25 protein-coding genes and 1 pseudogene are annotated in these 19,844 nt (G+C 61.6%); 7 read left to right on the top strand and 19 right to left on the bottom strand.

The window, feature by feature from the left end:
- The first annotated feature begins 45 nt into the window (after window positions 1-45).
- Together RAS12_RS13565 and RAS12_RS13560 are read left to right on the top strand one after the other, a co-directional pair.
- Window positions 46-1,137, top strand: a complete 1,092-nt coding sequence (locus RAS12_RS13565) for an AI-2E family transporter (protein WP_306950700.1) — start codon at window positions 46-48, stop codon at window positions 1,135-1,137.
- A gap of 129 nt (window positions 1,138-1,266) precedes the next feature.
- Window positions 1,267-1,488, top strand: a complete 222-nt coding sequence (locus tag RAS12_RS13560; RefSeq protein WP_306950698.1) for a hypothetical protein — start codon at window positions 1,267-1,269, stop codon at window positions 1,486-1,488.
- A gap of 43 nt (window positions 1,489-1,531) precedes the next feature.
- On the opposite strand, the gene RAS12_RS13555 is transcribed toward RAS12_RS13560, so the two are convergent.
- A complete protein-coding gene (locus tag RAS12_RS13555) occupies window positions 1,532-3,382 on the bottom strand; it encodes a DUF4153 domain-containing protein (RefSeq protein WP_306950697.1) in 1,851 nt (616 codons plus the stop codon).
- Between the two features lie 265 nt (window positions 3,383-3,647).
- Between RAS12_RS13555 and RAS12_RS13550 the strand changes: the two genes are divergently transcribed.
- Entirely contained in the window at window positions 3,648-5,222 is a 1,575-nt protein-coding gene (locus RAS12_RS13550) for a sensor domain-containing diguanylate cyclase (RefSeq protein ID WP_306950696.1), read from the top strand.
- A gap of 455 nt (window positions 5,223-5,677) precedes the next feature.
- Window positions 5,678-6,586 (top strand): aromatic amino acid DMT transporter YddG, encoded by a 909-nt coding sequence (yddG, locus tag RAS12_RS13545; RefSeq protein ID WP_306950695.1) that lies wholly within the window; start codon window positions 5,678-5,680, stop codon window positions 6,584-6,586.
- 28 nt (window positions 6,587-6,614) lie between these two features.
- Here the strand turns inward: yddG and RAS12_RS13540 are convergent, their stop codons facing one another.
- Window positions 6,615-6,806, bottom strand: coding sequence for a hypothetical protein (locus tag RAS12_RS13540; protein WP_306950693.1), 192 nt, complete (start codon window positions 6,804-6,806; stop codon window positions 6,615-6,617).
- Window positions 6,807-7,066: 260 nt separating this feature from the next.
- Here RAS12_RS13540 and RAS12_RS13535 point away from each other — a divergent pair, with 260 nt between their 5' ends.
- From RAS12_RS13535 to RAS12_RS13525, 3 genes are all read left to right on the top strand, one after another.
- Window positions 7,067-7,318: a hypothetical protein gene (locus RAS12_RS13535; RefSeq protein WP_306950691.1), complete on the top strand. Its 252-nt coding sequence runs from the start codon at window positions 7,067-7,069 to the stop codon at window positions 7,316-7,318.
- A 135-nt stretch (window positions 7,319-7,453) separates the two neighbouring features.
- On the top strand, window positions 7,454-7,645 hold the full coding sequence (locus RAS12_RS13530) for a hypothetical protein (protein WP_306950689.1): 192 nt from the start codon (window positions 7,454-7,456) through the stop codon (window positions 7,643-7,645).
- 197 nt (window positions 7,646-7,842) lie between these two features.
- Window positions 7,843-8,754, top strand: coding sequence for a hypothetical protein (locus RAS12_RS13525; protein WP_306950687.1), 912 nt, complete (start codon window positions 7,843-7,845; stop codon window positions 8,752-8,754).
- A gap of 245 nt (window positions 8,755-8,999) precedes the next feature.
- Here the strand turns inward: RAS12_RS13525 and RAS12_RS13520 are convergent, their stop codons facing one another.
- The 17 genes and pseudogenes from RAS12_RS13520 to RAS12_RS13440 all read right to left on the bottom strand — a co-directional run bounded on the left by RAS12_RS13520 (window position 9,000) and on the right by RAS12_RS13440 (window position 19,833).
- Window positions 9,000-10,082: a tyrosine-type recombinase/integrase gene (locus RAS12_RS13520; protein ID WP_306950685.1), complete on the bottom strand. Its 1,083-nt coding sequence runs from the start codon at window positions 10,080-10,082 to the stop codon at window positions 9,000-9,002.
- Window positions 10,057-10,344, bottom strand: coding sequence for a DUF4224 domain-containing protein (locus RAS12_RS13515; protein ID WP_306950683.1), 288 nt, complete (start codon window positions 10,342-10,344; stop codon window positions 10,057-10,059). The genes RAS12_RS13520 and RAS12_RS13515 overlap by 26 nt, the downstream gene beginning before the upstream one ends.
- Complete coding sequence (locus RAS12_RS13510; RefSeq protein ID WP_306950682.1) at window positions 10,341-11,072, bottom strand: hypothetical protein; 732 nt, start codon at window positions 11,070-11,072, stop codon at window positions 10,341-10,343. Before RAS12_RS13510 ends, RAS12_RS13515 begins: the two co-directional genes overlap by 4 nt.
- On the bottom strand, window positions 11,065-11,319 hold the full coding sequence (locus RAS12_RS13505; protein ID WP_306950680.1) for a hypothetical protein: 255 nt from the start codon (window positions 11,317-11,319) through the stop codon (window positions 11,065-11,067). The genes RAS12_RS13510 and RAS12_RS13505 overlap by 8 nt, the downstream gene beginning before the upstream one ends.
- Window positions 11,312-11,647, bottom strand: a complete 336-nt coding sequence (locus RAS12_RS13500; protein WP_306950678.1) for a hypothetical protein — start codon at window positions 11,645-11,647, stop codon at window positions 11,312-11,314. Before RAS12_RS13500 ends, RAS12_RS13505 begins: the two co-directional genes overlap by 8 nt.
- Window positions 11,644-12,009 (bottom strand): hypothetical protein, encoded by a 366-nt coding sequence (locus RAS12_RS13495; protein ID WP_306950676.1) that lies wholly within the window; start codon window positions 12,007-12,009, stop codon window positions 11,644-11,646. Before RAS12_RS13495 ends, RAS12_RS13500 begins: the two co-directional genes overlap by 4 nt.
- Window positions 12,006-13,787, bottom strand: a complete 1,782-nt coding sequence (locus RAS12_RS13490; RefSeq protein WP_306950674.1) for an AAA family ATPase — start codon at window positions 13,785-13,787, stop codon at window positions 12,006-12,008. Before RAS12_RS13490 ends, RAS12_RS13495 begins: the two co-directional genes overlap by 4 nt.
- A 9-nt stretch (window positions 13,788-13,796) precedes the next feature.
- Window positions 13,797-14,012, bottom strand: a complete 216-nt coding sequence (locus tag RAS12_RS13485; RefSeq protein ID WP_306951439.1) for a DNA translocase FtsK — start codon at window positions 14,010-14,012, stop codon at window positions 13,797-13,799.
- A gap of 30 nt (window positions 14,013-14,042) precedes the next feature.
- A pseudogene (locus RAS12_RS13480) lies at window positions 14,043-14,948 on the bottom strand (recombination-associated protein RdgC); the annotation flags it as partial.
- Between the two features lie 12 nt (window positions 14,949-14,960).
- Window positions 14,961-16,160 (bottom strand): hypothetical protein, encoded by a 1,200-nt coding sequence (locus RAS12_RS13475; RefSeq protein WP_306950672.1) that lies wholly within the window; start codon window positions 16,158-16,160, stop codon window positions 14,961-14,963.
- Window positions 16,161-16,163: 3 nt separating this feature from the next.
- Entirely contained in the window at window positions 16,164-16,964 is an 801-nt protein-coding gene (locus RAS12_RS13470; RefSeq protein WP_306950669.1) for a RecB family exonuclease, read from the bottom strand.
- Window positions 16,965-17,198: 234 nt separating this feature from the next.
- A complete protein-coding gene (locus RAS12_RS13465) occupies window positions 17,199-17,483 on the bottom strand; it encodes a DUF3846 domain-containing protein (RefSeq protein ID WP_306950667.1) in 285 nt (94 codons plus the stop codon).
- The gene (locus RAS12_RS13460) at window positions 17,480-17,836 is read right to left on the bottom strand and encodes a hypothetical protein (RefSeq protein ID WP_306950665.1); all 357 of its coding nucleotides are present in this window, start codon (window positions 17,834-17,836) and stop codon (window positions 17,480-17,482) included. Before RAS12_RS13460 ends, RAS12_RS13465 begins: the two co-directional genes overlap by 4 nt.
- Window positions 17,833-18,045, bottom strand: coding sequence for a hypothetical protein (locus RAS12_RS13455; RefSeq protein ID WP_306950663.1), 213 nt, complete (start codon window positions 18,043-18,045; stop codon window positions 17,833-17,835). Before RAS12_RS13455 ends, RAS12_RS13460 begins: the two co-directional genes overlap by 4 nt.
- Window positions 18,042-18,545, bottom strand: coding sequence for a zinc-finger-containing protein (locus tag RAS12_RS13450; RefSeq protein WP_306950661.1), 504 nt, complete (start codon window positions 18,543-18,545; stop codon window positions 18,042-18,044). Before RAS12_RS13450 ends, RAS12_RS13455 begins: the two co-directional genes overlap by 4 nt.
- A 100-nt stretch (window positions 18,546-18,645) precedes the next feature.
- Window positions 18,646-19,011: a hypothetical protein gene (locus tag RAS12_RS13445; RefSeq protein WP_306950659.1), complete on the bottom strand. Its 366-nt coding sequence runs from the start codon at window positions 19,009-19,011 to the stop codon at window positions 18,646-18,648.
- 168 nt (window positions 19,012-19,179) lie between these two features.
- A complete protein-coding gene (locus RAS12_RS13440) occupies window positions 19,180-19,833 on the bottom strand; it encodes a LexA family protein (RefSeq protein ID WP_306950657.1) in 654 nt (217 codons plus the stop codon).
- Window positions 19,834-19,844: the final 11 nt, after the last annotated feature.

The following is a 19,844-nucleotide window of genomic DNA, read 5'->3' as shown; positions in this document are numbered from 1 at the left end:
TGTACAATGCGGGTCTCGCGGCGTTTGCCGTGCCTGGAACGGAATATGAGTCAATCATCCGGCTTGCACTACAGAACCTTTCTGCTCCTGCTGGTGTTCGTCACCATCGCGTTTGGCTGGTTGTTGTGGCCTTTTTACGGCGCTGTTTTCTGGGGCGCCATTCTTGCCATCCTCTTTGCTCCCTTGCAGCGCCGGTTGGTGGTGCGCATCGGCGGGCGCCGCAATTTGGCCGCGTTGATTACCTTGATGCTGGTGCTGGTGCTGGTCATTCTGCCTTTGGTGCTCATCAGCGGATCGCTGGTGCGCGAGGGCGCGAACCTGTATCAAAGCATCAAGTCAGGGCAATTGAATTTCGGCGCTTATTTTCAGCAGGCCATGGAGGCGTTGCCGCCATCCGTGCATGACCTGTTGGCACGCCTTGATCTGGCCGACATTCCCAGCTTGCAAGAAAAACTCAGTGCAGGCGCGATGCAAGCCAGCCAGTTCCTGGCGACGCAAGCCTTGAGCATCGGGCAGGACACGTTCCAGTTCGTCATCAGCTTCGGCATCATGCTGTACCTGCTGTTTTTCCTGTTGCGCGATGGGCCTCAGTTGTCGGCGCGCCTAAAACGCGCGATGCCGCTGAGCGAAGCGCACAAGCAGCACTTGTTCCGCAAGTTCACCACCGTCGTGCGCGCAACCGTCAAAGGCAATATTGCGGTGGCCGCAGCGCAGGGCGCATTGGGCGGCATTATCTTTTCGATTCTGTCGATCCAGGGCGCGCTGCTATGGGGCGTCATCATGGGCTTTTTGTCGCTATTGCCCGCGGTGGGCGCCGGGCTGATCTGGGCGCCGGTGGCCATCTACTTCTTGTTGACGGGCGCCACGATCAAGGGCGCAGTGCTGATTGCATTTGGCGTGCTGGTCATCGGTATGGTCGACAATGTCTTGCGCCCGATTCTGGTGGGCAAGGACACGAAGATGCCCGATTACGTGGTGCTGATTTCCACGTTGGGCGGCATGGCCCTGTTTGGTTTGAATGGCTTCGTGATCGGTCCGCTGATCGCTGCGTTGTTCATGGCTTGCTGGGATCTGTTTTCACCCGAGTCCGATGAATTGCTGGCCTCGTCGGACGAAAACCTGCCCTCGGGCAAGTAAGCCGTCAGGCCTGCGCGGTATGACTATCGGTCATCCGCGCACGGCCAGACGGGTGTATGGTGTGTAGCAGCGCCGGTCCATGCGGGCCGGCCTTTCGTGTCAACTTCGCCGACTAGGAGCGCGTTGTATATGGAATGGAAACTGCATCGATCAGGCTGGATCGAAGAGCGTAACTTCGACATCGAGTTCGCCGAGACCCCAGAGGGGTTTCACACCCGGGTCCGCGTTTTCGGATTTCCGATTCTTGAAGATACCAAGCACGTGTTCCCCAACCAGGCGTTGGCGGAGAAAGGTGCGCTGACCTTGCTCAAGAGTCAGTTCACCGGCACGCCGGATCTGGAAGAACAGTAGCGCCAAGGCGGGCACGGCATCTGAAATCCGTGCCCGCCCGCATTTATCTGCCCATGCGCAGCAATTGGTCGCCAATCATCAGGTCGCGGTCCTTGCGGGGCACGGTGCGAACCAAGCCTTGCTTGAGCGCTTGCGGAATATCCCGGACGCCGGTCATATCCTTCATGTCCTGTTCAAAACTCTGTTCCTGAAGCCTGCCCTTATAGCGCCAGGAGCCGTCTGCGGTTTTCTCGTAGACGTAAAGGTCTTCCAGACGCTGCGGGTCATCGGCCGTTGGTGCGACATACAGTACAAGCTCTTCCTGGCCGTCGCCCGTCAAGTCCGCGAAGATCAGTTGGCACCGGTAAGTCGGCGTATCGCCGGGTTTCTCGGGTTTGATCGGGGTCGAGCAGTTTCTGAGCTGAAGCGAGGAGGTGGCTTTCAGAAAGTCCCACCACGACGTTGGCAACTCGTGACCCTGCGGGTAGGTGAGGAGCGGCGGGATATCCGGCGCGGGTTGCGCAGGATCTTGTAGCGGTTCATCCCAGCGGAAATAGTCACCCTTGAGCGCTTGCGCGGCGGCAAGGGCAATGCGGCGGTCTTGCGCATCGGCCGCGCCTGCGGCCAGTTGCTGCAACGCCTCGCGGCCCCACTGGCCAAACTCTTTCCTCATGTCGTAGTAGGGGAATTTTTCGGGTTTCTGCCGCCCGTCGATCACGCGTTGTAGTTGGCTTTCCGCCGTCAGGCGCAATGGGCTTGCAATCGGCGTATTGATTGCCACCAGTAGTGCCAGCGTGACGCCGGCCGTGAACAGATTGGTGACGGCAAGCAGGGAGTAATAGCGTTTGGGGCGCAAGGCTGCCCAGGCATAACCCGCGCCGTATAGCAGAAGCACAATGCTGCTGGCTACGCCCCAAGCCCGCAACACCGTCCAGCCATACTGTTCAACGCGTACCACTGCGCCGTAAAGAGCCACTGCGGACAGCGGCAGCAGGCACACCATGCCCAGCCGCAGCAAGCGTCGCAGCACAGGGCCGAAGGGGGCGGCATCAGGGCTGTCCTGCCAAGCGGCGTTAATCAGCTTGATCCACACCAGCGAAAACGCGATAAGCGCACCGGCCGAGAGCTGGACGGCATGCAGGCCCAGCGCCATTTGGGCCGCCAGCGCCAGCGTGAAGGCCAAACCGACCAGCGTCACCAACGGCAGCAGCCAGGCGTTGAGCGTGAGCCAGGAGCGTTGCAGTGTCTCTGTCAACTGCGGGCGGCGGCGAACTCCAACAAGGCAGGTGGCAAAAATCATGGGCCAGACGGCGAAGCGGAAGTAACCCGTAGCGAAGACATCCTGCACGATCCTGATGCCTATCATGTTGAACATTGCGCCCGCCGCAGTCAGCAGCAGGCACACGGCCAGCGCCAGGCAAGCGGCCAGCGTCAGGTGGACGGTGTTGCGCCATGCAGCACGAAACACCGCCGGGTAGTTCCATTGGGCTTGCCGGGCATCCAAGGCCTGGATCAACGGCAGCAGAATGAAACCCGCGGCGCCGGACAGCAATAGCGCCAGCGCCCGTTGGCTGGAATAGAGAAAGGCGCCCCTGTCCTCAGGAATCACGCTAAGGACTGCGTGTAGCCCCAGCGCCGTGATGGCAGGCAAGACCAGGGCATACACCGCGAAGGCGGCCAGCCAGCGTTTGCCGCTTTGCATGCCGGCCAGCAGTGCGCCGGCCATCGGCGCCATCAGCAGCCACTGAATGGAGAAATTCAGGGCGAACGGATGGCCCCACGGCCATAGCCGGCGCCTCACCAGCTCAAACAATGTCAGGCCCAGCACGGCGGCGATGGCTCCGTATACCAAGACGGTTTTATCGGACGCGCTTAAAGGAGCGGCGGCGAGCGGTTTTGGGGACGGATTATTCATGGCGGCGATAGTAGCAATCAGTGATTGCCTAGACTGGTTGCCAAGCGTATCTATATGTCAGAGAAATAATGCGTGGCGTATTAATCCGCGGTAAATTGGGGACGCGATACCGGTGCCATACGGAACAGCTGCGCAAGGTAGTATTCGGTGCGCAGCGATTGTGCGTTTGCTGCGTTCTGCAATAAATTCTGAATCTCATCCATTTTCTGGCTATTGACCAGAAAAGGACGTGTTGGGAGGCGCATGGGTCCAGGGGGAATACGCTATGGCTGATGGGGAAAGTCTGGCTGGCGTGCGGACACGCCCGCAGCATCGCTATTCCATGCGGGCCGGATTGTTGGCTTTGGTATTCACCTGTATTGCCCCGGCGCTGGTCGTGGCGTCGGTGGCGGTGTACGAAAGCTACATCATCCAAAAAGAGCGGATATTCCGGGACACGATTTTCCTGGCCCGCAATCTGACTTCCATACTCGATCGCGAACTGACTGGTGTCGAGGCGGGCTTGCAGATGCTTGCGTCGTCGCCCGATCTGATCGGTGGCGATCTGGCCGCCTTCCACCAGCGCGCGCGCGAGTCCGTCCGATTTCAGATCGTGGACAGCTACGTTCTGACTGACAAAGAAGGGCGGCAGGTTATCAATACGCTGGTGCCCTTTGGCACGGCATTGCCCATTAGCAATGCGTCCCAAGAATTAAGCCGTGTATTCCAAACGCGCACGCCCGTGCTCACCGGCTTGTTCACCGGTTCGGTCAGCCGCAATCCCACGCTTGCGCTGGGTGTGCCCGTGGTGCGCAGCGACGAGGTCGTCTACAGCTTGAACGTGGCGCTGTCGCCAGAGCGTATAGGCAGCGTACTGAGCCGCCGCGCCTTGCCCGATGGGTGGGTGGCCGCCGTGCTGGATGGTTCCGGGACGATTGTTGCGCGGACACGGGACACCACAAAGTTTGTTGGCCAGAAAGCCGTGCCTGCGCTTGCCCAGGCGGTTCACAAGGAAAGCGAAGGATCGCTGGAAACCACAACCAAAGAGGGTACGCCGGTCTATACCGCGTTCAGCCGGTCGGCATTGACGGGCTGGACCGTCGCGGCGGGGGCGCCAATGACTATGCTGACGACGGATCTTTACCGGTCCATTGCCTGGCTGGCGCTGGGGACGCTGTTCGCTTTCGGGCTGGGGCTTTGGTTGGCGTTACGGCTGGCGAATCGTCTGACGTCGGCGGTGCAGGGCCTGGTTGGGCCTGCACTGGCGCTGGGTGAGGGCCGTACCGTCGAACTGCCCGGGACCCGTGTGAAAGAAGCCGAGGAAGTGGGTACGGCGCTGTTGCAGGCCTCCCGCATGCTGGCGCATGCGCAGCACCTGGCTCACTACGATCCCCTGACCGGGCTGTGCAACCGGGTGCTGTTCGGTGAGCTGATCCTGCGTGAACTGGCGGTGGCGCAACGCAGTGGCGAGCCTTTCGCCATTTTGGCAATTGACCTGGACGGGTTCAAAGCCGTCAATGATATGCACGGCCATGCAGCGGGCGACACCGTGCTGAAAGAAGCCGCAGACCGCATGGCCCGCGCTATCAGGGTCTCGGACGTTGCCGCCCGGCTCGGAGGCGACGAGTTTGCGGTGTTGCTGATGGGCGTAGGGCTGGACGACGCCCAGCAGGTGGCAGAGGCGCTGGTAGAGAGCCTGTCCTTGCCGTATCCGAATATTCGCGTTGCGGTCTCGGCAAGCGTGGGGATCGCCATTTATCCCCAATCGGGGATCACGATGCTGCAACTGCTGGAACGCGCGGATGTGGCGCTATACAAGGCCAAGGGGCACGGCAAGCGGCGGGTAGAGTCAGATCAGTGACGTGCGCCGCCAGCACGTGGCTGTCAGGCTTCGTTGCGAGGTGGTGGCGGTGGAGGCAGCGCCGTCAGTACTTCGCCTGATTTCAGGCGATAGCGCTTGTCTCCCAAAGCAACTACGCCTTGTCCTTCCGACGTTCTGAATATGTAGCGTGTTCCGGTTGAGGGGGGCGGGCCGGTTGGGCCCGGATCATCTGCCCGCTGGAAAACCTCGATTCGATACAGCCTGCCGGACTCTGTACTGGCAAGTACGTCGCTTAGTCTACGTATGGAAATGGCCATGCGGCTTCTTCTCCCTCTTCTCAGCTCTGTCAGTGGGTGCGTCGCTTTGTTGGCATGAGGGTCCGCATGCCGGCGGGGTACTACGGCTGCCTGGCGTTTTCGCTACACTGCCCGGCTTGGCGCTGCATCTCGCTTTTGGGGCAAGGCAGCGTAAATAATTGGCAATCGGAAACGGTGATGCAATTCTCCCCCGGCCGCAACGCGGCCACTCTGCTGGGGTTGCTGGCGATCTTGCTGTGGGGCACGGTCGTCGGCTTGATCCGCGGCGTTAGCGAAAGCTTTGGCGCTATCGGCGGCGCCGCGCTTATCTACACCGTTGGTTCGATATTCCTTGTGGGTTTGCTGGGGTTCCCGAAGCTACGGAGCTTTCCCCGCTCGTATCTCATTGTCGGCAGCCTGCTGTTCGTTGCTTACGAGATCTGCCTGTCGCTGTCCTTGGGATTTGCCATTGATCGCGGGCAGGCCATCGAATTGGGTATCGTCAATTATCTTTGGCCGTGTTTCACGGTGGTGCTGGCCATGGTGATCAATGGGCAGCGGGCCAGCGCCTGGGTCGTGCCAGGGGTGTTGCTATCCATTTGCGGCATAGTCTGGGTCGTAGGCGGGTCCGGCGCGCTTTCTTGGGAACGGACTGTCGCCAATGTATCGAGCAACCCCCTCAGTTATGGATTGGCCTTCAGTGGCGCCATTATCTGGGCCGTTTATTGCAATGTGACCAAACGATTTGCCGACGGTAAAAATGGTGTTGCGTTATTTTTCATGCTGACGGCGGCGGCATTGTGGGTCAAATATTTCCTGAGCGCAGAACCGGCGCTTCAGTTTTCGGCTCCCTCCACGATCGAACTATGCGTGACCGGCGGCGCGATGGCGGCAGGTTATGCGCTGTGGAACGTGGGGATACTAAAAGGGAATCTGACCTTGCTAGCCACGGCGTCATACTTCACGCCGGTCCTTTCTACCTTTTTTGCCGCCGTGTGGTTGTCCACCCGCCTGACTGCAACGTTCTGGCAGGGAGTGGCCATGGTCACAGCCGGTTCGCTATTGTGCTGGGCGGCGACACGCGGAAAATCGGCCCGAGGCGCATGACCCAGGGCCGATTCACCGTGCTTGATCTTCAATCGATCAGCATGGTTTGCGCGACCGCATACCCCAGCGGAATCAGCAAGAGCGAAGCAAAGGTGGAACTGACAATCGCCGCCGAGATCTTCAGCCAAGGCTCGGGCCCTGCGCCTTGAACCGTTTGAATCACTAACGCGACGATACCCACAACCATCAAACAGCTAATACCGACTGCTAAGTAAGTCATGTTGTCTCCGTCCTCGCCTGATTAAAGGGATGCGGCGCCGCTGATGCGGTCTAGATGTTTGTGCTGATTGTGCGCCTGCTTTTGCAACCTGGGCCCTAGGGTTTTCCTGGCAGGCAAGAATGGGTGTGGCGTTTTCGCTGCGGGGTGCGCAGCATGAAATCGTGTGCGCGTGCAGCATTTCAAACTACGTTCGATGTGTTCTTTGCGCGCAGGCGCTTTGCGCTACGATGGCGGAATCGAATTGTTAAAAAGGCTGCAAAATGCCGCACAGATTGCGCCCCGGCACGCGTGCCACGCTTCAGGTCCGGCAGTTGATGCCCGGCGAGTTCGCCTGGATCATCACGTTGCTTGATCCGGAAACCGGCAATGTGCATAGCACCAATTATTCAGAGAAGCGCTATCCCAGTCAGGATGAAGCCTCTGTTGCGGGTAAAGCCGCCGTAGTGGAATTTTTGGGTCGCAATGGTGGAAATGGTCAGGATTTGCCGAAGGACATGAAGATCAAGGTCTGATCCGCATCGTCGCAGATTGATGAAAAGCCCTCAGTAGAGGGCTTTTTTTGTTTGATGCGCGAAGGAGTAATCCCGGGCACGCGATTTGCTGAGGAGGGTGGCGGCGCGCTTTGCGCTGCTAGAGGAGAGTTCACCATGTCCCAGTTCCCGCATCGCGAACCCGGCTTGCCCGATGACTTGCCGCCGGATGATCCTGCGTTGCCCGGCAATCTGCCTCCGGATGATCCGCTGCCGGATTCCAATCAACGTCCTGACGACCCGCCTTCGCATGACCCGACGCCTCCCGTGCCGGACCCCCGCATGCCGGGCGCAATAGATCTGGCCTGAGTGCCCGCCGTACGCGCGGCACATCGAAATCAAAAGGAGTCTCTTATGCGTTCCATCTTGCTTTGGCTGATTGGCGTACCTATCCCCATCATCATCCTGCTGGCGCTTTTCTGGCATTGACGCCCGTCGTTTCCCACTTAGATGGCTCCGTTGAACCTTCTTTGCCGGAGCGATAGAACAATGAATAAGGAATCACCATGGAAAACGCATCTTCATTGAGCCAGCCCTACGCTGCGGGCGTGCCTCCGCGCGAATCCGCAGTGTCGGCGGTATCGTGGGCGGCCGTGTTCGCGGGGGCTGTTATTGCCGCCGCGCTGTCATTGGCCTTGTTTGCCGGCGGCACAGGGCTGGGCTTCTTATCGGTATCGCCTTGGGCTGACGAAGGCATGTCGGCCCCCGCGGTCGGTATCGCCGTCATTGCATGGATGCTGTTCACGCAAATTGTGGCCTATGGGGTCGGCGGTTATGTCGCAGGACGACTGCGGACCAAATGGGTAGACGTGCATTCTGACGAGGTCTATTTCCGCGACACCGCACATGGCTTTTTGGTGTGGGCGGTAAGCGCAGTCATCAGTGCTGCATTGCTGGGTTCGGCGCTTGCCACGTTGGCCTCTGGCGCGGCGAAGGCAGGCGCGTCTGTCGCCGCCGGGGCTGGCGCTGCCGTGACGGCAACCGCCGCGGCTGGGGCAAGCGGCGGTGGAATGGATAAGGCCACTGACTACTTCACCGATACCCTGCTGCGTTCGGACAAGCCCGATGCGAGCGGCGATCGCAATGCGGCCAGAACCGAAGTTGGCCGCATCGTGGCGATGAGCCTGGCGCAAGGCGAGATGACGCCAGCGGATCGTGACTACGTCACGAAGGTCGTGGCGGCGCAGACTGGCGTGGAACCTGCCGTGGCGCAGCGTCGTGTCGAGCAGGCGATTCAAACCGCCAAGCAAACCGCCGAGACCGCAAAGCAAAAGGCGAAAGAAGCAGCCGATAAGGCGCGAAAAGCCGCCGCTGCATTCGCGCTGTGGGGCTTTGCTTCTATGCTGATCGGCGCATTCGTGGCGAGCCTTGCCGCGACCTGGGGCGGTCGCCGCCGGGATGCGGTGTATAAGGTGTAGGGTTGGATTAAGGGGTAGGTTTGATTTCAACCCCGCAATGCAAAAGGCCCTCAACAAGTGAGGGCCTTTCTAAATTCTTGGTGGCGCATCCCTGATTCGAACAGGGGACCTGCGGATTATGATTCCGGTAGCTGGATGACCCGGAGGGCCGCGCCAAATATAGAGATAGGAACTAAAACCGTCTAATATTTGAACGGTCTGACTAGGCTCAAGAGCTGCTTGTTTCCTAGCTTCGCCGCTCCGTTTTAGACAGCCAAAAGCGCCGTTTTGTTGGGACTGATCGTGCCGCGCCAACGCGCTTTGACGTAGATCTCCGTGGTGCGCACCGACTCATGGCCGCATAGGACTTGGATCTGCGTCAACGGTACGTTGTTCAGCCACATGTCTGTGGCGCCTTTTCCCTTCAAATCATAGAAGCCGAACGGCTCTGACAGCTGGCCACCCTTCACGGCGCGGTAGACGCGGCGGCGCAGCATGGCCGAGATGCCATCGTATGTGTAGGGCTCACCGCTGCGGCTCCGAACCAGATGTAGGCCGGGACCCAGGACGGCATCCCCTGGTGTGGCCATGGCCAGAATGGCCTCGATCTCTGAGCTAACTCGGATATCCACAACCTGTCCTGTTTTGGCCTGACGGTTGCGGATGACCCGCTGCAGTGTTCCATCTGCCTCGCGCTTGCTTATCAAGTTGGCAGTCGTCCAGGTGATGATGTCCTCCGGGCGCTGTAGCGTTCGATAGATTAGGTCCATGAGAATGCGTTCAGGCTTCGGCGCCGCTCGGTAGATCAGTGCGTATTCGTCATGGTCAACGTATCGATCGCGCTTTTGTTCAGGATTCCGGGCGATGCCAAAGCAGGGATTGGCACTGACGCCTGTCTCTGGCCTGCGCATCATCCAGGAGAAAGCCGCCGAGAGACACGCCTTTTCGCGGTTCGCGCGTACGGCGCGGGCGGCCTGGGCACCTGCGTCGAGGTACTGTGCCACGTGATAACCCTGCACCTGGTGAGGCAGCATCTTGCCAAAGAACGCGGTCAGCGGCGCGGTTGCACCCTTGTAATCGTCGAACGTGCGCTGGGCAATGCCCCGGCGTGACTTGGGTAGGCCGATACGCTTTTGGCAGTCCGCGACGAACATGCCGAGCCAGTAGGCCACGGAGCCATATTCACCCGCGGGATCGTTGTACAAGTTGCCGCGGCGCTTGGCTTCGGCGAGGTCGGTTCCTATCCGTTCCCATTTTCCACTGCCTGGGTGGACGTAATAGAACGCGCCGTGCTTCATGTAAACGCGCTGTGGCAGGCCCTGGTCAGCGGATTTGCGTTTGCGTCCCATGATTCCGTTGCTTGTTGAAGTGTTGCTGCAGTGCTGCGTGGTCGGGCTGCGGGCCGCTTCCCGGCAGTGAGTCGTCGTTGGCAACGGCAGGTGGTGCGGCTGCCATGACGCGGTCAAACGCTGTGCGGCCGACGAGTGGGCGTCCACCCGGTTTGCGGCTGACTGGTACGCCCAGGCCGCGCAGGTATCGGATTTGCGCGTGCGCCTGTGTGAGAGGCTTGCAGATTTCGTTTATTTCGTCATCTGTCAGGTAAGGCTTCATAGTTCTTTCCCGTCCACAAGTCGGCGGAAATCCACGACCCAAACCCACGGGTTCGACGACCAAGCGCTGACTCCATTGATATCGCACCACATATCGCGGAACGCGCGGCCTGCCGGATGCGCAATATCGTTGGCCACATGCTGGCGTGTGTGCCGGTCTTGTATCGTCACACCCTCAGCCAATGCGTCTGCTTCGCTGATGGCCTGCAGCCGCTCTATTCGAATGCCGGTGAGTTCTAGCACCAGCCGGCAGGCCCAGCGAGGCATGTGGATGCCCGGACGCAGCTTGCCGGGGATGGTGGCCGCGGGCGGTGTGTCGAAACCGCACCAGGCGCCGGCGCGGCTGCCGTCAGCCTCAAACTGCGTGGGTGCCCACGGCTTGCTGTAGCCGGCGTCCAGTGCCTTTTCGCCCACGCTGTTCGGTGAGAGGGGGTCCAGACTTGCGGCGAAGCGGAACGCCTCCCGCACCCACAGGCGGTCGCCGGGCTGGCCGTATGGGCAGAGCAATGCGTCGCCGGTACGGGTGTGCCATATCGCTGCCTGGGCTGGGGCGTGCGTGCCGTTAGAGAAGCGCACTCCAGGGCCGCCAATGGTGGTCGGCTCCCATTGCCCGAGCGGGTTATTGTGGGGCAGCTTTACGACCCGCCGCGTCTGCGTCTTCGTGCCAGCCACCAGCGCGCGTACCATCGCCCCATTGAACAGGATTGGGCGCTCCTGCGCTTCAGTCATGGGAATCCTCGCTAAAAACACGCCCATTGCGCTCCAGGGCTTGGATGCAATCCATCATGCCGTCCACGAGCTGGCGCATAGCATCGACAGTCAACGGCGCATTGGCCGAACTACCGGAGGCGGCATGCCCCGCTGATATCGAAAGGTGGGCCTTGCGACCGCACTGATCGTCGCGGCGCAGATGCACCGCGCCGACTCTTCCATCTGATGCGATGAAAGGCAGAGACACGCTTATCGGCTTACGCATGGTCGGTGGCATCCTTTGCGGCCAATCGCGCGATGAGTTCGTCGTGTTCTTTGCGTGAGTGGATTATCGGGTCTTGTAGGGCGAAGGCTTTCCGGGCTGCGTCGGCGCGTCGCAACACGATTGGTATTTCTCGCTCAACCGTGGCAAACAGCGTCCGAATGCCCGCTTCGTGAGGGCGCAAATAGCATTCGCCCATGACCTTGTAGAAGTTGCGCAGGAAAGCGTCCGGGCCGTAGTCCACCAGCGCTTTTAACGCGCGCATTTCGACTTCGGACAGTTCGATTGTGGCGCGCGTCTCAACGCGGGGCTGTTGCGTGAATCGGTTCATGTTGCCATTTCCCTCCAGGTGACGACGTTGCTGGTAGCGGTGGTCAAGTGCGGTTGTGCCGCTGCAGCGCGGGCCAGGGTTTCGCGCATGGCGAGGTCGTAACGCATCGGCCGCCGCATGACAGGCCTGTAAGGGGGCGGGGCGACGCCCGCCCGCGCCAGGTCCAAGAATCGGACGAGGAACGCCAGCAGGTCTGCCGGGTCCGCAGCCGGTGCCGGCCAGCCCGTGCGCTCGGCAATTAAGGCGGCCATTTGCACAATCGTGGCGGATGCTTTTACAGGTGTGCCGACCTTGCGCAGCAGTTCAGCCGCGTGCCGGCGGGCGATCTGCATTTCGAGGGAGTGGTGGCGCAAGGCGGTCATGCTGCTTCCTTGAGCTTGGGCTGCTCGGTCGTACCGTTTTCAATCCAGAAGGTGGTGAATGCTTGTGAGGGTGCGGGCGGTGCGGTTTTGAGCGTGCCCAGCAGCAGGATGGTGTCGATGCGCTCGTAGATAGCCAGCGCGTTGACCAGTTCCAGGGCGTCGGCGCGCCCGTCCATGTCCAAGCAGTCGAAGCGATCCAGGATCAGGCAGCGCAGGCCGGACATTTCAGCCAGGGCGGCGCCTACGAGCGCGTCTACGCGCCAGCGCTCGGACTCCGACAGGAGGCGGTAGGGCCGACCACCCCAAGTGATGGACATGTCGGCGCCGATCGAGGGAACGCGCCAGCCGGCGATGTCTGCAAGTGCGGCCAGCTTGTCGTTGAACGGCTGCAGGGCTTCGGACAGAATCTCTCCAGGGATCCCGTCGGGCGACAGCGCGTCGCCGATTGCTAGCCAGGCCAGCACCTCACCGTGATAGCGCGTAGCGTTCTGGGTCCGCTCGGCAGCGCTGACGGCGACCTGCTTGGCATTCAGCAGCGCCTGTACGCGTTCGTCGATTGCCTTGCGTTCTGCGCGCAGCGCAGTCACCTTGGCCCGTGCGGCCTCCACGTCGGAGGGCTGGACCGCCTCCGGCGCGGACGCATCCTGCAACTGTGCTTCGGCCGCCTCAGCCGCGGCGATGTCGCGGCGATCGTTCTCGACGCTACGCGCCATTAGGTCCCGGGCTTCGATCGCCTTCGGCAGGGCGGCTGCGGCCTCCGGATCTCCCTTGCCGTCAATGGGGCCATACTGCGCGACATACTTACCCAAGGTTGCATGGGCGACGTCATACGCTTCGAAGCCGCCGCCTTCTGCCTCGATAAAATTCAGCGCGGTGTACAGCCAATCGGCCAGCTCATGGATCAGGCCTTCGCGCGCTCCAGATCCAGCCTTGCCCTCTAGGACTTCGACCTTGGCCGTCAGATTGGTGCATTCGGCTTGGTCGAATTCCAGCTTTTGGCGTAGCGCTGGCAGCTTCGCAGCCTGCGCCTGACGAGCCGCGATCTGATCGCGGGCCGCTGCATAGGCGCTGGACTTTTGCTCGAGCGCACCGAGTGCCTTGGTGTTCTGTTCCAGCTTGGCGTCGACGCCGGCCAGTGTTGCGCGTTCACCTACCAGCGCGGCTTGGTCGAATGGCGGAATCTCCGCGGCCCATCCTTCGGCCTTCTGGCTTCCCCATTGCTCGCCCGTCGCTGCCTTCCAGGCGCCTTTGGCCTGGGTGCCCTCCAGCTTGGCGTGTTCAGCGCCGGCGGCGAAGCCGCTGCGCAGGATGGGCTTGATCTGCGTCACCAGCGCGGCGCTGCAGCCGCGTTCTACCAAGCGTCGTTCGATGTCGTCCGGCTTGATCTTCGCGCCCGTCAACGTGAACAGCAGCTTGGTCCGCTCTTTGGCGTCGGAGGCCGCGAAGCGCTCGGGCGCCAAGACGAAAGGAAGGGCAGGGGACTGCGGCACCAAGTCTTCGCCTGACTGCGTGCCCTTGGGCAAGCTGATGCCGACGGTGCCTTCGTCCAGTTCCAGTGCGACGGCCCCGACCTTGGCGCCGTCAGTGATCAGAGCGCCGAACTCCTTCTTTAGGCCGACACGCTCCGGCGAACCGAGAAATGCGAGGCGCACGGCCTCAGCGATGCTGGACTTACCGGCAGCATTGGATCCGGCGATCAGGGCTACCGGCGTGCGCAAATCCAGATTTATGGCGCGTGCGCCTTGGAAGTTGTCGATGGTGATGCGGTTGATTCGCATGGTTGCTCCTTATGCGTGCAGCTCGCGGCTGCCGTTGGATTGCATGGCCGACACCAGACCCGCCGTTTCCATCGCCTCCAGGAGGCGGGCGGCGCGGTTGTAGCCGATGCGCAGGTGGCGCTGAACGAGGGATATAGAGGGACGCCCGTACTGGCGCACGATCTTGATGGCGTTCGTGTACAGCGGGTCGGTGTCGTCGTGATCGTCCTCAGCTTCGAGTGCCAATTGGCCCGACGCAGACTCGGCAGTAGCAGGCTCGGACCGTTCGAACTGTTTCTCGCCACCTAGTGCATAGACCAGCTCCGCCAGCAGCCTGGTGATTTCGGTGGCCATGAGGAGAAATTCGCCGTCGAAGATTTCGGCCGCAGTTTCTTTGGCACTGTGGTTTTCTTTCAGCAAATCCAGCGGCCGGATTTTTCGGACGTCGAGATCCTCGGTCAGCTCGAACGAGATGCGGTCAGACCACGTCATGGCTAGGCGCGTGCACTGTTTGCCGTCCTGGATATGCCGACGAACTTCGTCGGCATCAATCGAGTGGTGGACATAGCGCACGACTGCTGCGCTTGCACCGGAGGCGCGCAGCTCGGCGTCTTGGTCAATACTGAAATTGGACGGCGCCTCGTCGCTGGCCAGCCAGCCCGTCATGGCGGACGTTGGCGACTGAACCACATACAAGTTTTCGATCGGGAACGGATCGATGCTCTTGGCCAGGAGGCCGATGACAGTGTCTGCCTTCGCAGGCGTACTGGTGTCAATGATTAGCCAGCGCCCGACGGGGTCAATCCACAGCCGGATGTCGTCGTACTGCGTCAAGGCCGTAGGCAGCTTTTCTTCGATGATCCGCTCCCGGATCTCCTTCATTTGCTTCTTACCCGGCTTGTAGCCTTGCTGCTGTTCCACATCGAGCGCGCGGGCGGCCGCAGCTTGATTGATGGCCTTGGAGGGCAAAAGCTTCGACTCGACGCGCAATGTGAGGAGTATCTTGCCGCTGACAGCATGTGCCAGGTCCGCGCCCTCGCGCGGCGGCACCCAGCCGATCGATTCGCGCTGCAGCTGGCCCGCCGGCGTGTAGACGTGCCGCAACAATGCGTCATTCAGGGCGTCGAGACTCCAAAAGGGCTTGATTGACGTGAGCCGGTAAATCTTGGCGTTCTTGAACATGGTGGCTTTCCCTTACTCCGGCGCAGCCATGCGGCGGCGGGTCGTGCCAGCCGGGCGGGCCTGCTGCTGCTCGGCCGTCAGGGACAGGCGACGAGCTTGGTACAGCTGATGCAATCGCGCCTGCTCGCCCAGATCGGTGACGCCCTCGATCGAGTCGCTGGCCAGGTCCAAGACATCAATGGACTTGGCGCTTTGGATTTGGTGCTCAACCTTGGCTGGATCTAAGCCTGCATCGTCGTCGGCGGCCGGCAGTTCGGCCTGCTGGGCGTCGGCATGATCTTCCTTGGTGGCAGGCGCGGAAGATGCCACGTTCTGCACCGGGGTATCGGCCTTGGCTTGCTCCTTCGCGGGGGAGGGGGCGGATTGAGTGGCCGGGTCGCGCGCTTCCACGTCGGTCACGTCTGCCGGCGCAGCCGTGGCTGGGCGGTGGGTTTGTGCCGCGCTACCGCGCAGCTCGTCCACGTTGACGCTGATCGTGCCGTCCGAACCGGTGGAGGCTTCGATAATGTCCTGGGCTTCTTCGACGGATTGCAGGCCCATCAGTAGCTCTGGCGCGTATAGCTTTCCGAAGAAGCTTGCAGTGCGATAGCGCAGCATGACTTCGTCCATGGTCTGCCACTTGCTGCCGTTCTTGGTGTACCAGCCTTCCTTAACGGCCATTTCGATGGAGACAGCGGGCGATTCGATGATCTCCCCAGTCTCCTTTTCGATTGCCCAAGCGACACACACCTTGTCTTCAATATCGACCTGGTCGACTTTGGTCTGACGCTGATTGTTTTCCCAGAACGTCGAGCGATATTCCACAACGCGCTTGCCGCGGTTCTCGATGCGGAAGCGCAGCGGCGAGAAGCGGCCGCAACCATTGATTGCGGCGATGATCCACTGTGACGACCAGGAAGGGCGTCCCTCAACGATGTACAGGTTTTGCATGACCATCAGCGGGTCGGCGCCCATGCGCTGGGCCATGTTCAACGCGACAACAGAGTTGGCCAACGCGTTCGGGTTCTCGCGGCTTTCCTTGACGTTGCCGAAGCGGTCCAGCTTCTCGATCGTCTGACGGTAGGCCACGGGCACCAGGGTGCTGCTGGAGAGCAGGCGCGCGGCGCGCTGCATGAGTTCGAAGCCCTGAAGACTGCCGAAGCCCGGTGCCACGATGGGCATTTGCGCTTCCGGTGCGGCACGCAGGTTCTGAATGGTTGCGGTCTGAGTCATGGTTTAGCCTTTGAACTTGCAGGTGGAATGACGCGGGCAGTACTTGCCCGAGCAGAGAACGGATTTGGGGTTGCCGTAGAAGCTGCCGCCATGCACCAGACGGGAGGCATGCTGGAGCAAACCGGGGCTGCTTTCATCGCCGACGAGCGCGTCGCGGGCACCGGAGATCTCGCCTGTACCGATGCGCTGCGCGGTGGCAGTTTTGCCGGTCTGCAAGCCAATAATTTGCGCGGGAGCGGTGATGGGTTTTCCGATTGCCTGCTGGGCAAGGATCTCGTAGACGCCCATCTGAGGGCCGTGCCCGGCAGTGGTGACCGCCCCGTCTGAGCCTACAGCGCGCGCGCCGCTCTTGAGGTCGGCGATGCCGAACTCGCCGCTGGTGGTGCGCCGCACGCGGTCGGTAGTGCCCGTAAGCGCGATGCCGAGGTCAGTGATCTCCATGCGATCGCACGTCAGCTCCACCGCGACGTAGTCCTGATGCGGCGCGATCTGCGCGCAGTAACGCGTATGCAGCGCCAAGCCGATGCGCTCGGCATCCTTGGGGCTTGCGTCGTCCCAATCGACCTCCTCGTCGGTGCCGTACAGGGACTTCACGAATTCGCCAGCGGCATCGTCTGGGGTGATGGGGTTGCCGTCGAGCTTGGCCTGGTCGAAAGCGGCCGTGCCGGCATGGATGGCCGTGCCCAGGCGTGCGGCGCCAGACGACGGCATGCGCATGCCCAGAAGGTTCTTAGCCTCCCAGCGGGCGGGGCAGTCGAATAACTCGGTCAGGCTGGACGCACGGATTGGGATGATTCGTTGCATGGTGGTGACTCCGTGATTAGTTAGGGGCGTGCGTCGCGGAGGCGGCGTTCGCGGAATGGGGAGCGGCGGCCGCCTGGTGGTGCGGCCGGGCAGTGTCTAAGGTCGGACCCAGCACGCCGGTGATGAATGCGAGGTACACAGTTCCGCCGACGATTCCTGCGGCGTAGGCGACGACGTCTAGATCGAGGCCGTTACGGCACGCTCGGCGCCAGACGATGAGCCAGCGGCGGGCGCTCATGCTTCCCTCGCGTAGTCGGAGTCGGGCACGATCACCACGTCGCCGCGGATCTGATGGGGAATTCCACGGGCAGCCTGGTAAAGGCGCGTCGCTGCTGGATTGACGGGCAGGCCTTTCTGGATGCTGTCGTCGTCGACCAGCATTACGTGGGTGCGGTCGGCGAGGCGGACGGTACTCAGAGCATCGGCACCGATCATCTGGCGGACGTCCTGGATGGCATGCGGGCCGTGCAACTCGGTCTCGGCGCCGTCGGCGCGGATCAGCTTGCGAACGTGCTTCATGCGCGGGCCTCCTGCTCGGCATCGAGAGCAGCCTGGGCAATCTGCGCCAACTCGGTGTCGCGGTCCGAATAGCCGGTAGCGCCGCCAGCGACCTGGGCCAGCGCATTTCGCAGCCGGGCGTTGGCTAGGCGCAGTTGGTGGTTCTTCGCCTGCAGCACGGCTTCGCTGACCATCTTGGGCTGGTCATGCTCCGATGCGACGTAGGGGAGGCCCTGCAGCGCGACATGCGCGCGGCTGGCTATCCAACGAAGCCGACGGGTCTGAGTCGAGCTGGCGCGCGCGGTGCGCATGATGTGATCCAGCGCGTCGTACAGGACCAGCTCGTTTGTGGGAAGGAGGGCTGGGGCGTTCATAGCGGTTGGTTCTCCAGGGTGGGCGCGGCGCCGGCGCGGATTTGCCGGCTGGGCATGCAGGTGAAGTCGATGCGGGTGCCGAACGGGAACACCGCCAGGACGTCGAGACATTCGGCCTGGGTGGCGAAGCGCTCGATAACCATGACCGGCGGGCGGTCGTGGGCGGCGGGCAGGAAGGCCAGCAGGACCCAGAGGGTGGTGGCGGTCATACGCGGCGGCTCCCAAGTTCCAGGCGGCAGACTTCGCCGGCGCGGCGGGCCTGGGCTTCGGCGAACATGGCGAAGTGGCAGATCGATTTGGCGATGCCCAGCGCCTGCGCCAACCAGGCGTAGGCGGCGCTGCGGTCATAGCCGAAGCGTGCGGCGGTCAGCCGTTGAAAGTCGGCCTTTGCCTCCTTGCGCGCCGCGACGGTCGCGCGATCGGCCATGATGCCCAGCGGCAGGTCCGTGTCCGGGTGCAGTCCCACGTAGGCTTGGCATTGCGTGCAGCGATACACGAAGGGCCAGTCTCCGAAGGAGTGCCCGTTGTAGATTTCGCTGTTGTTGGTCAGCTTCACCGGGCCGCCGCAGCAATGGCAGGCCTTCGGCGGCTCGATGCGATCACGCACGCGCGCTAGGGCGCGGCGCGAGACATGGGGGAGAGGGGCGGGCGCTTGCAGCTTGGTCTTGCTCCGGCTGCGCGGGTCCACGCCGAGGACGGTAACGATCATGCTTGTGCCCTCCATGGGTCGGTGCGACGGCGATAGGCTGCGAACGCGTCGATGGCGCGGGCCATGGCGTACGCAATGGGGATCAGGTAGAGGGCGGCGATCACAGGCGAATCTCGCCGGTTTCGACGGCTGCCTTGGCGATCAGGAACCGGGCGCGCGCCACCAGCGCAGCGCGCAGCGCATTCACGCCGGGGACACCTGCGCGATGGTCAAACGTCCACTTGCTCAGCGCCGGCAGAAGTGCGCCTGCGGCTTCTTTAACGGGTAGATCGGCGCACGTCTCCAACCACCATTCGATCGTTTCGCCGAATGCGAGCGGCGCCCGACCGGCGAATAGGTCGCACAGCATGCCGACGATGGCTTCGTCATCCAGGTCCGGAAACGAAATGACCGCTTCGGCGGGAAAACATCCGTGGTCAGCGGCGCGCGTCGGATCGTCCGGTAATGCGACAACTGGTGTTTCCATCCCATCCTCCAAATTTGCGTGATACGCATATATGGAAGTGCATGATACGCAAATTTAAATATGCGTCAAGCGCATTTTTGCTGTGGGACGAAAAAAAGCCGCCTTGATTGGCGGCGGTGTGCTGGGCGGAGAAGAGGCCGAAGTTGTGGCCTTAGGGCATTTAGGGCGTCAGCGGCGTTTTCGGTAGCGGCGGTGTTCGACCATGGTGCCGATGATTTGCACCGCGGACACGTCGGAACGCACAGAGGGATAGTCGGGGTTTAACGGGACAAGCTCAAAGACCATTTCGCCCCTTTCGGTAACACCACGGGGCCGATACTTTTTGAATGTGGCTTCGTGGTCCCCATTTTTGGCTACGACGAAATCCCCCGGCAGCGGCTCGACGGCCGGGTCGATCACCACAATATCCCCTTCGTTGAATGACTCTTCATTCATCGGGCTATACATAGACAGCCCCTTAATACGTAGTGCAAAAGCATTGCGCGAAAGGTCAAGGTCGGTGAGCAGCCAATCGTCGGGAGAGGGGGAGGGGTACGGGACAACCGATTCTGACAGTGCGCCGGCCTGCACATAGCTAAGCAGTGGAATCCTTCTGCTGCCAATAGCAGCCACTTGAATGTTCGATTCGGCGGGTGCGCCTGTGAAAAGCTCTCCGACCGAGCAGCCAAGGGCGTCCGCGATCTTGGCCAGGATCTCATCACTGAATCCTTGCTTGCCGCGCTCCAGGCGCGACAAGTTGCCAACATCGCTACCGATGCGATTGGCTAGTTCCAAGATTGTCCAGCCCAACGCTTTGCGCCGCTGGCGGATGTTTTCGCCCAAGTTCATCCCCG

Source organism: Achromobacter seleniivolatilans (assembly GCF_030864005.1).
GTDB lineage: Bacteria > Pseudomonadota > Gammaproteobacteria > Burkholderiales > Burkholderiaceae_B > Achromobacter > Achromobacter seleniivolatilans.
Note: the sequence above shows the minus strand (reverse complement) of the source record. Positions and strands in the feature narration are given on the sequence as shown.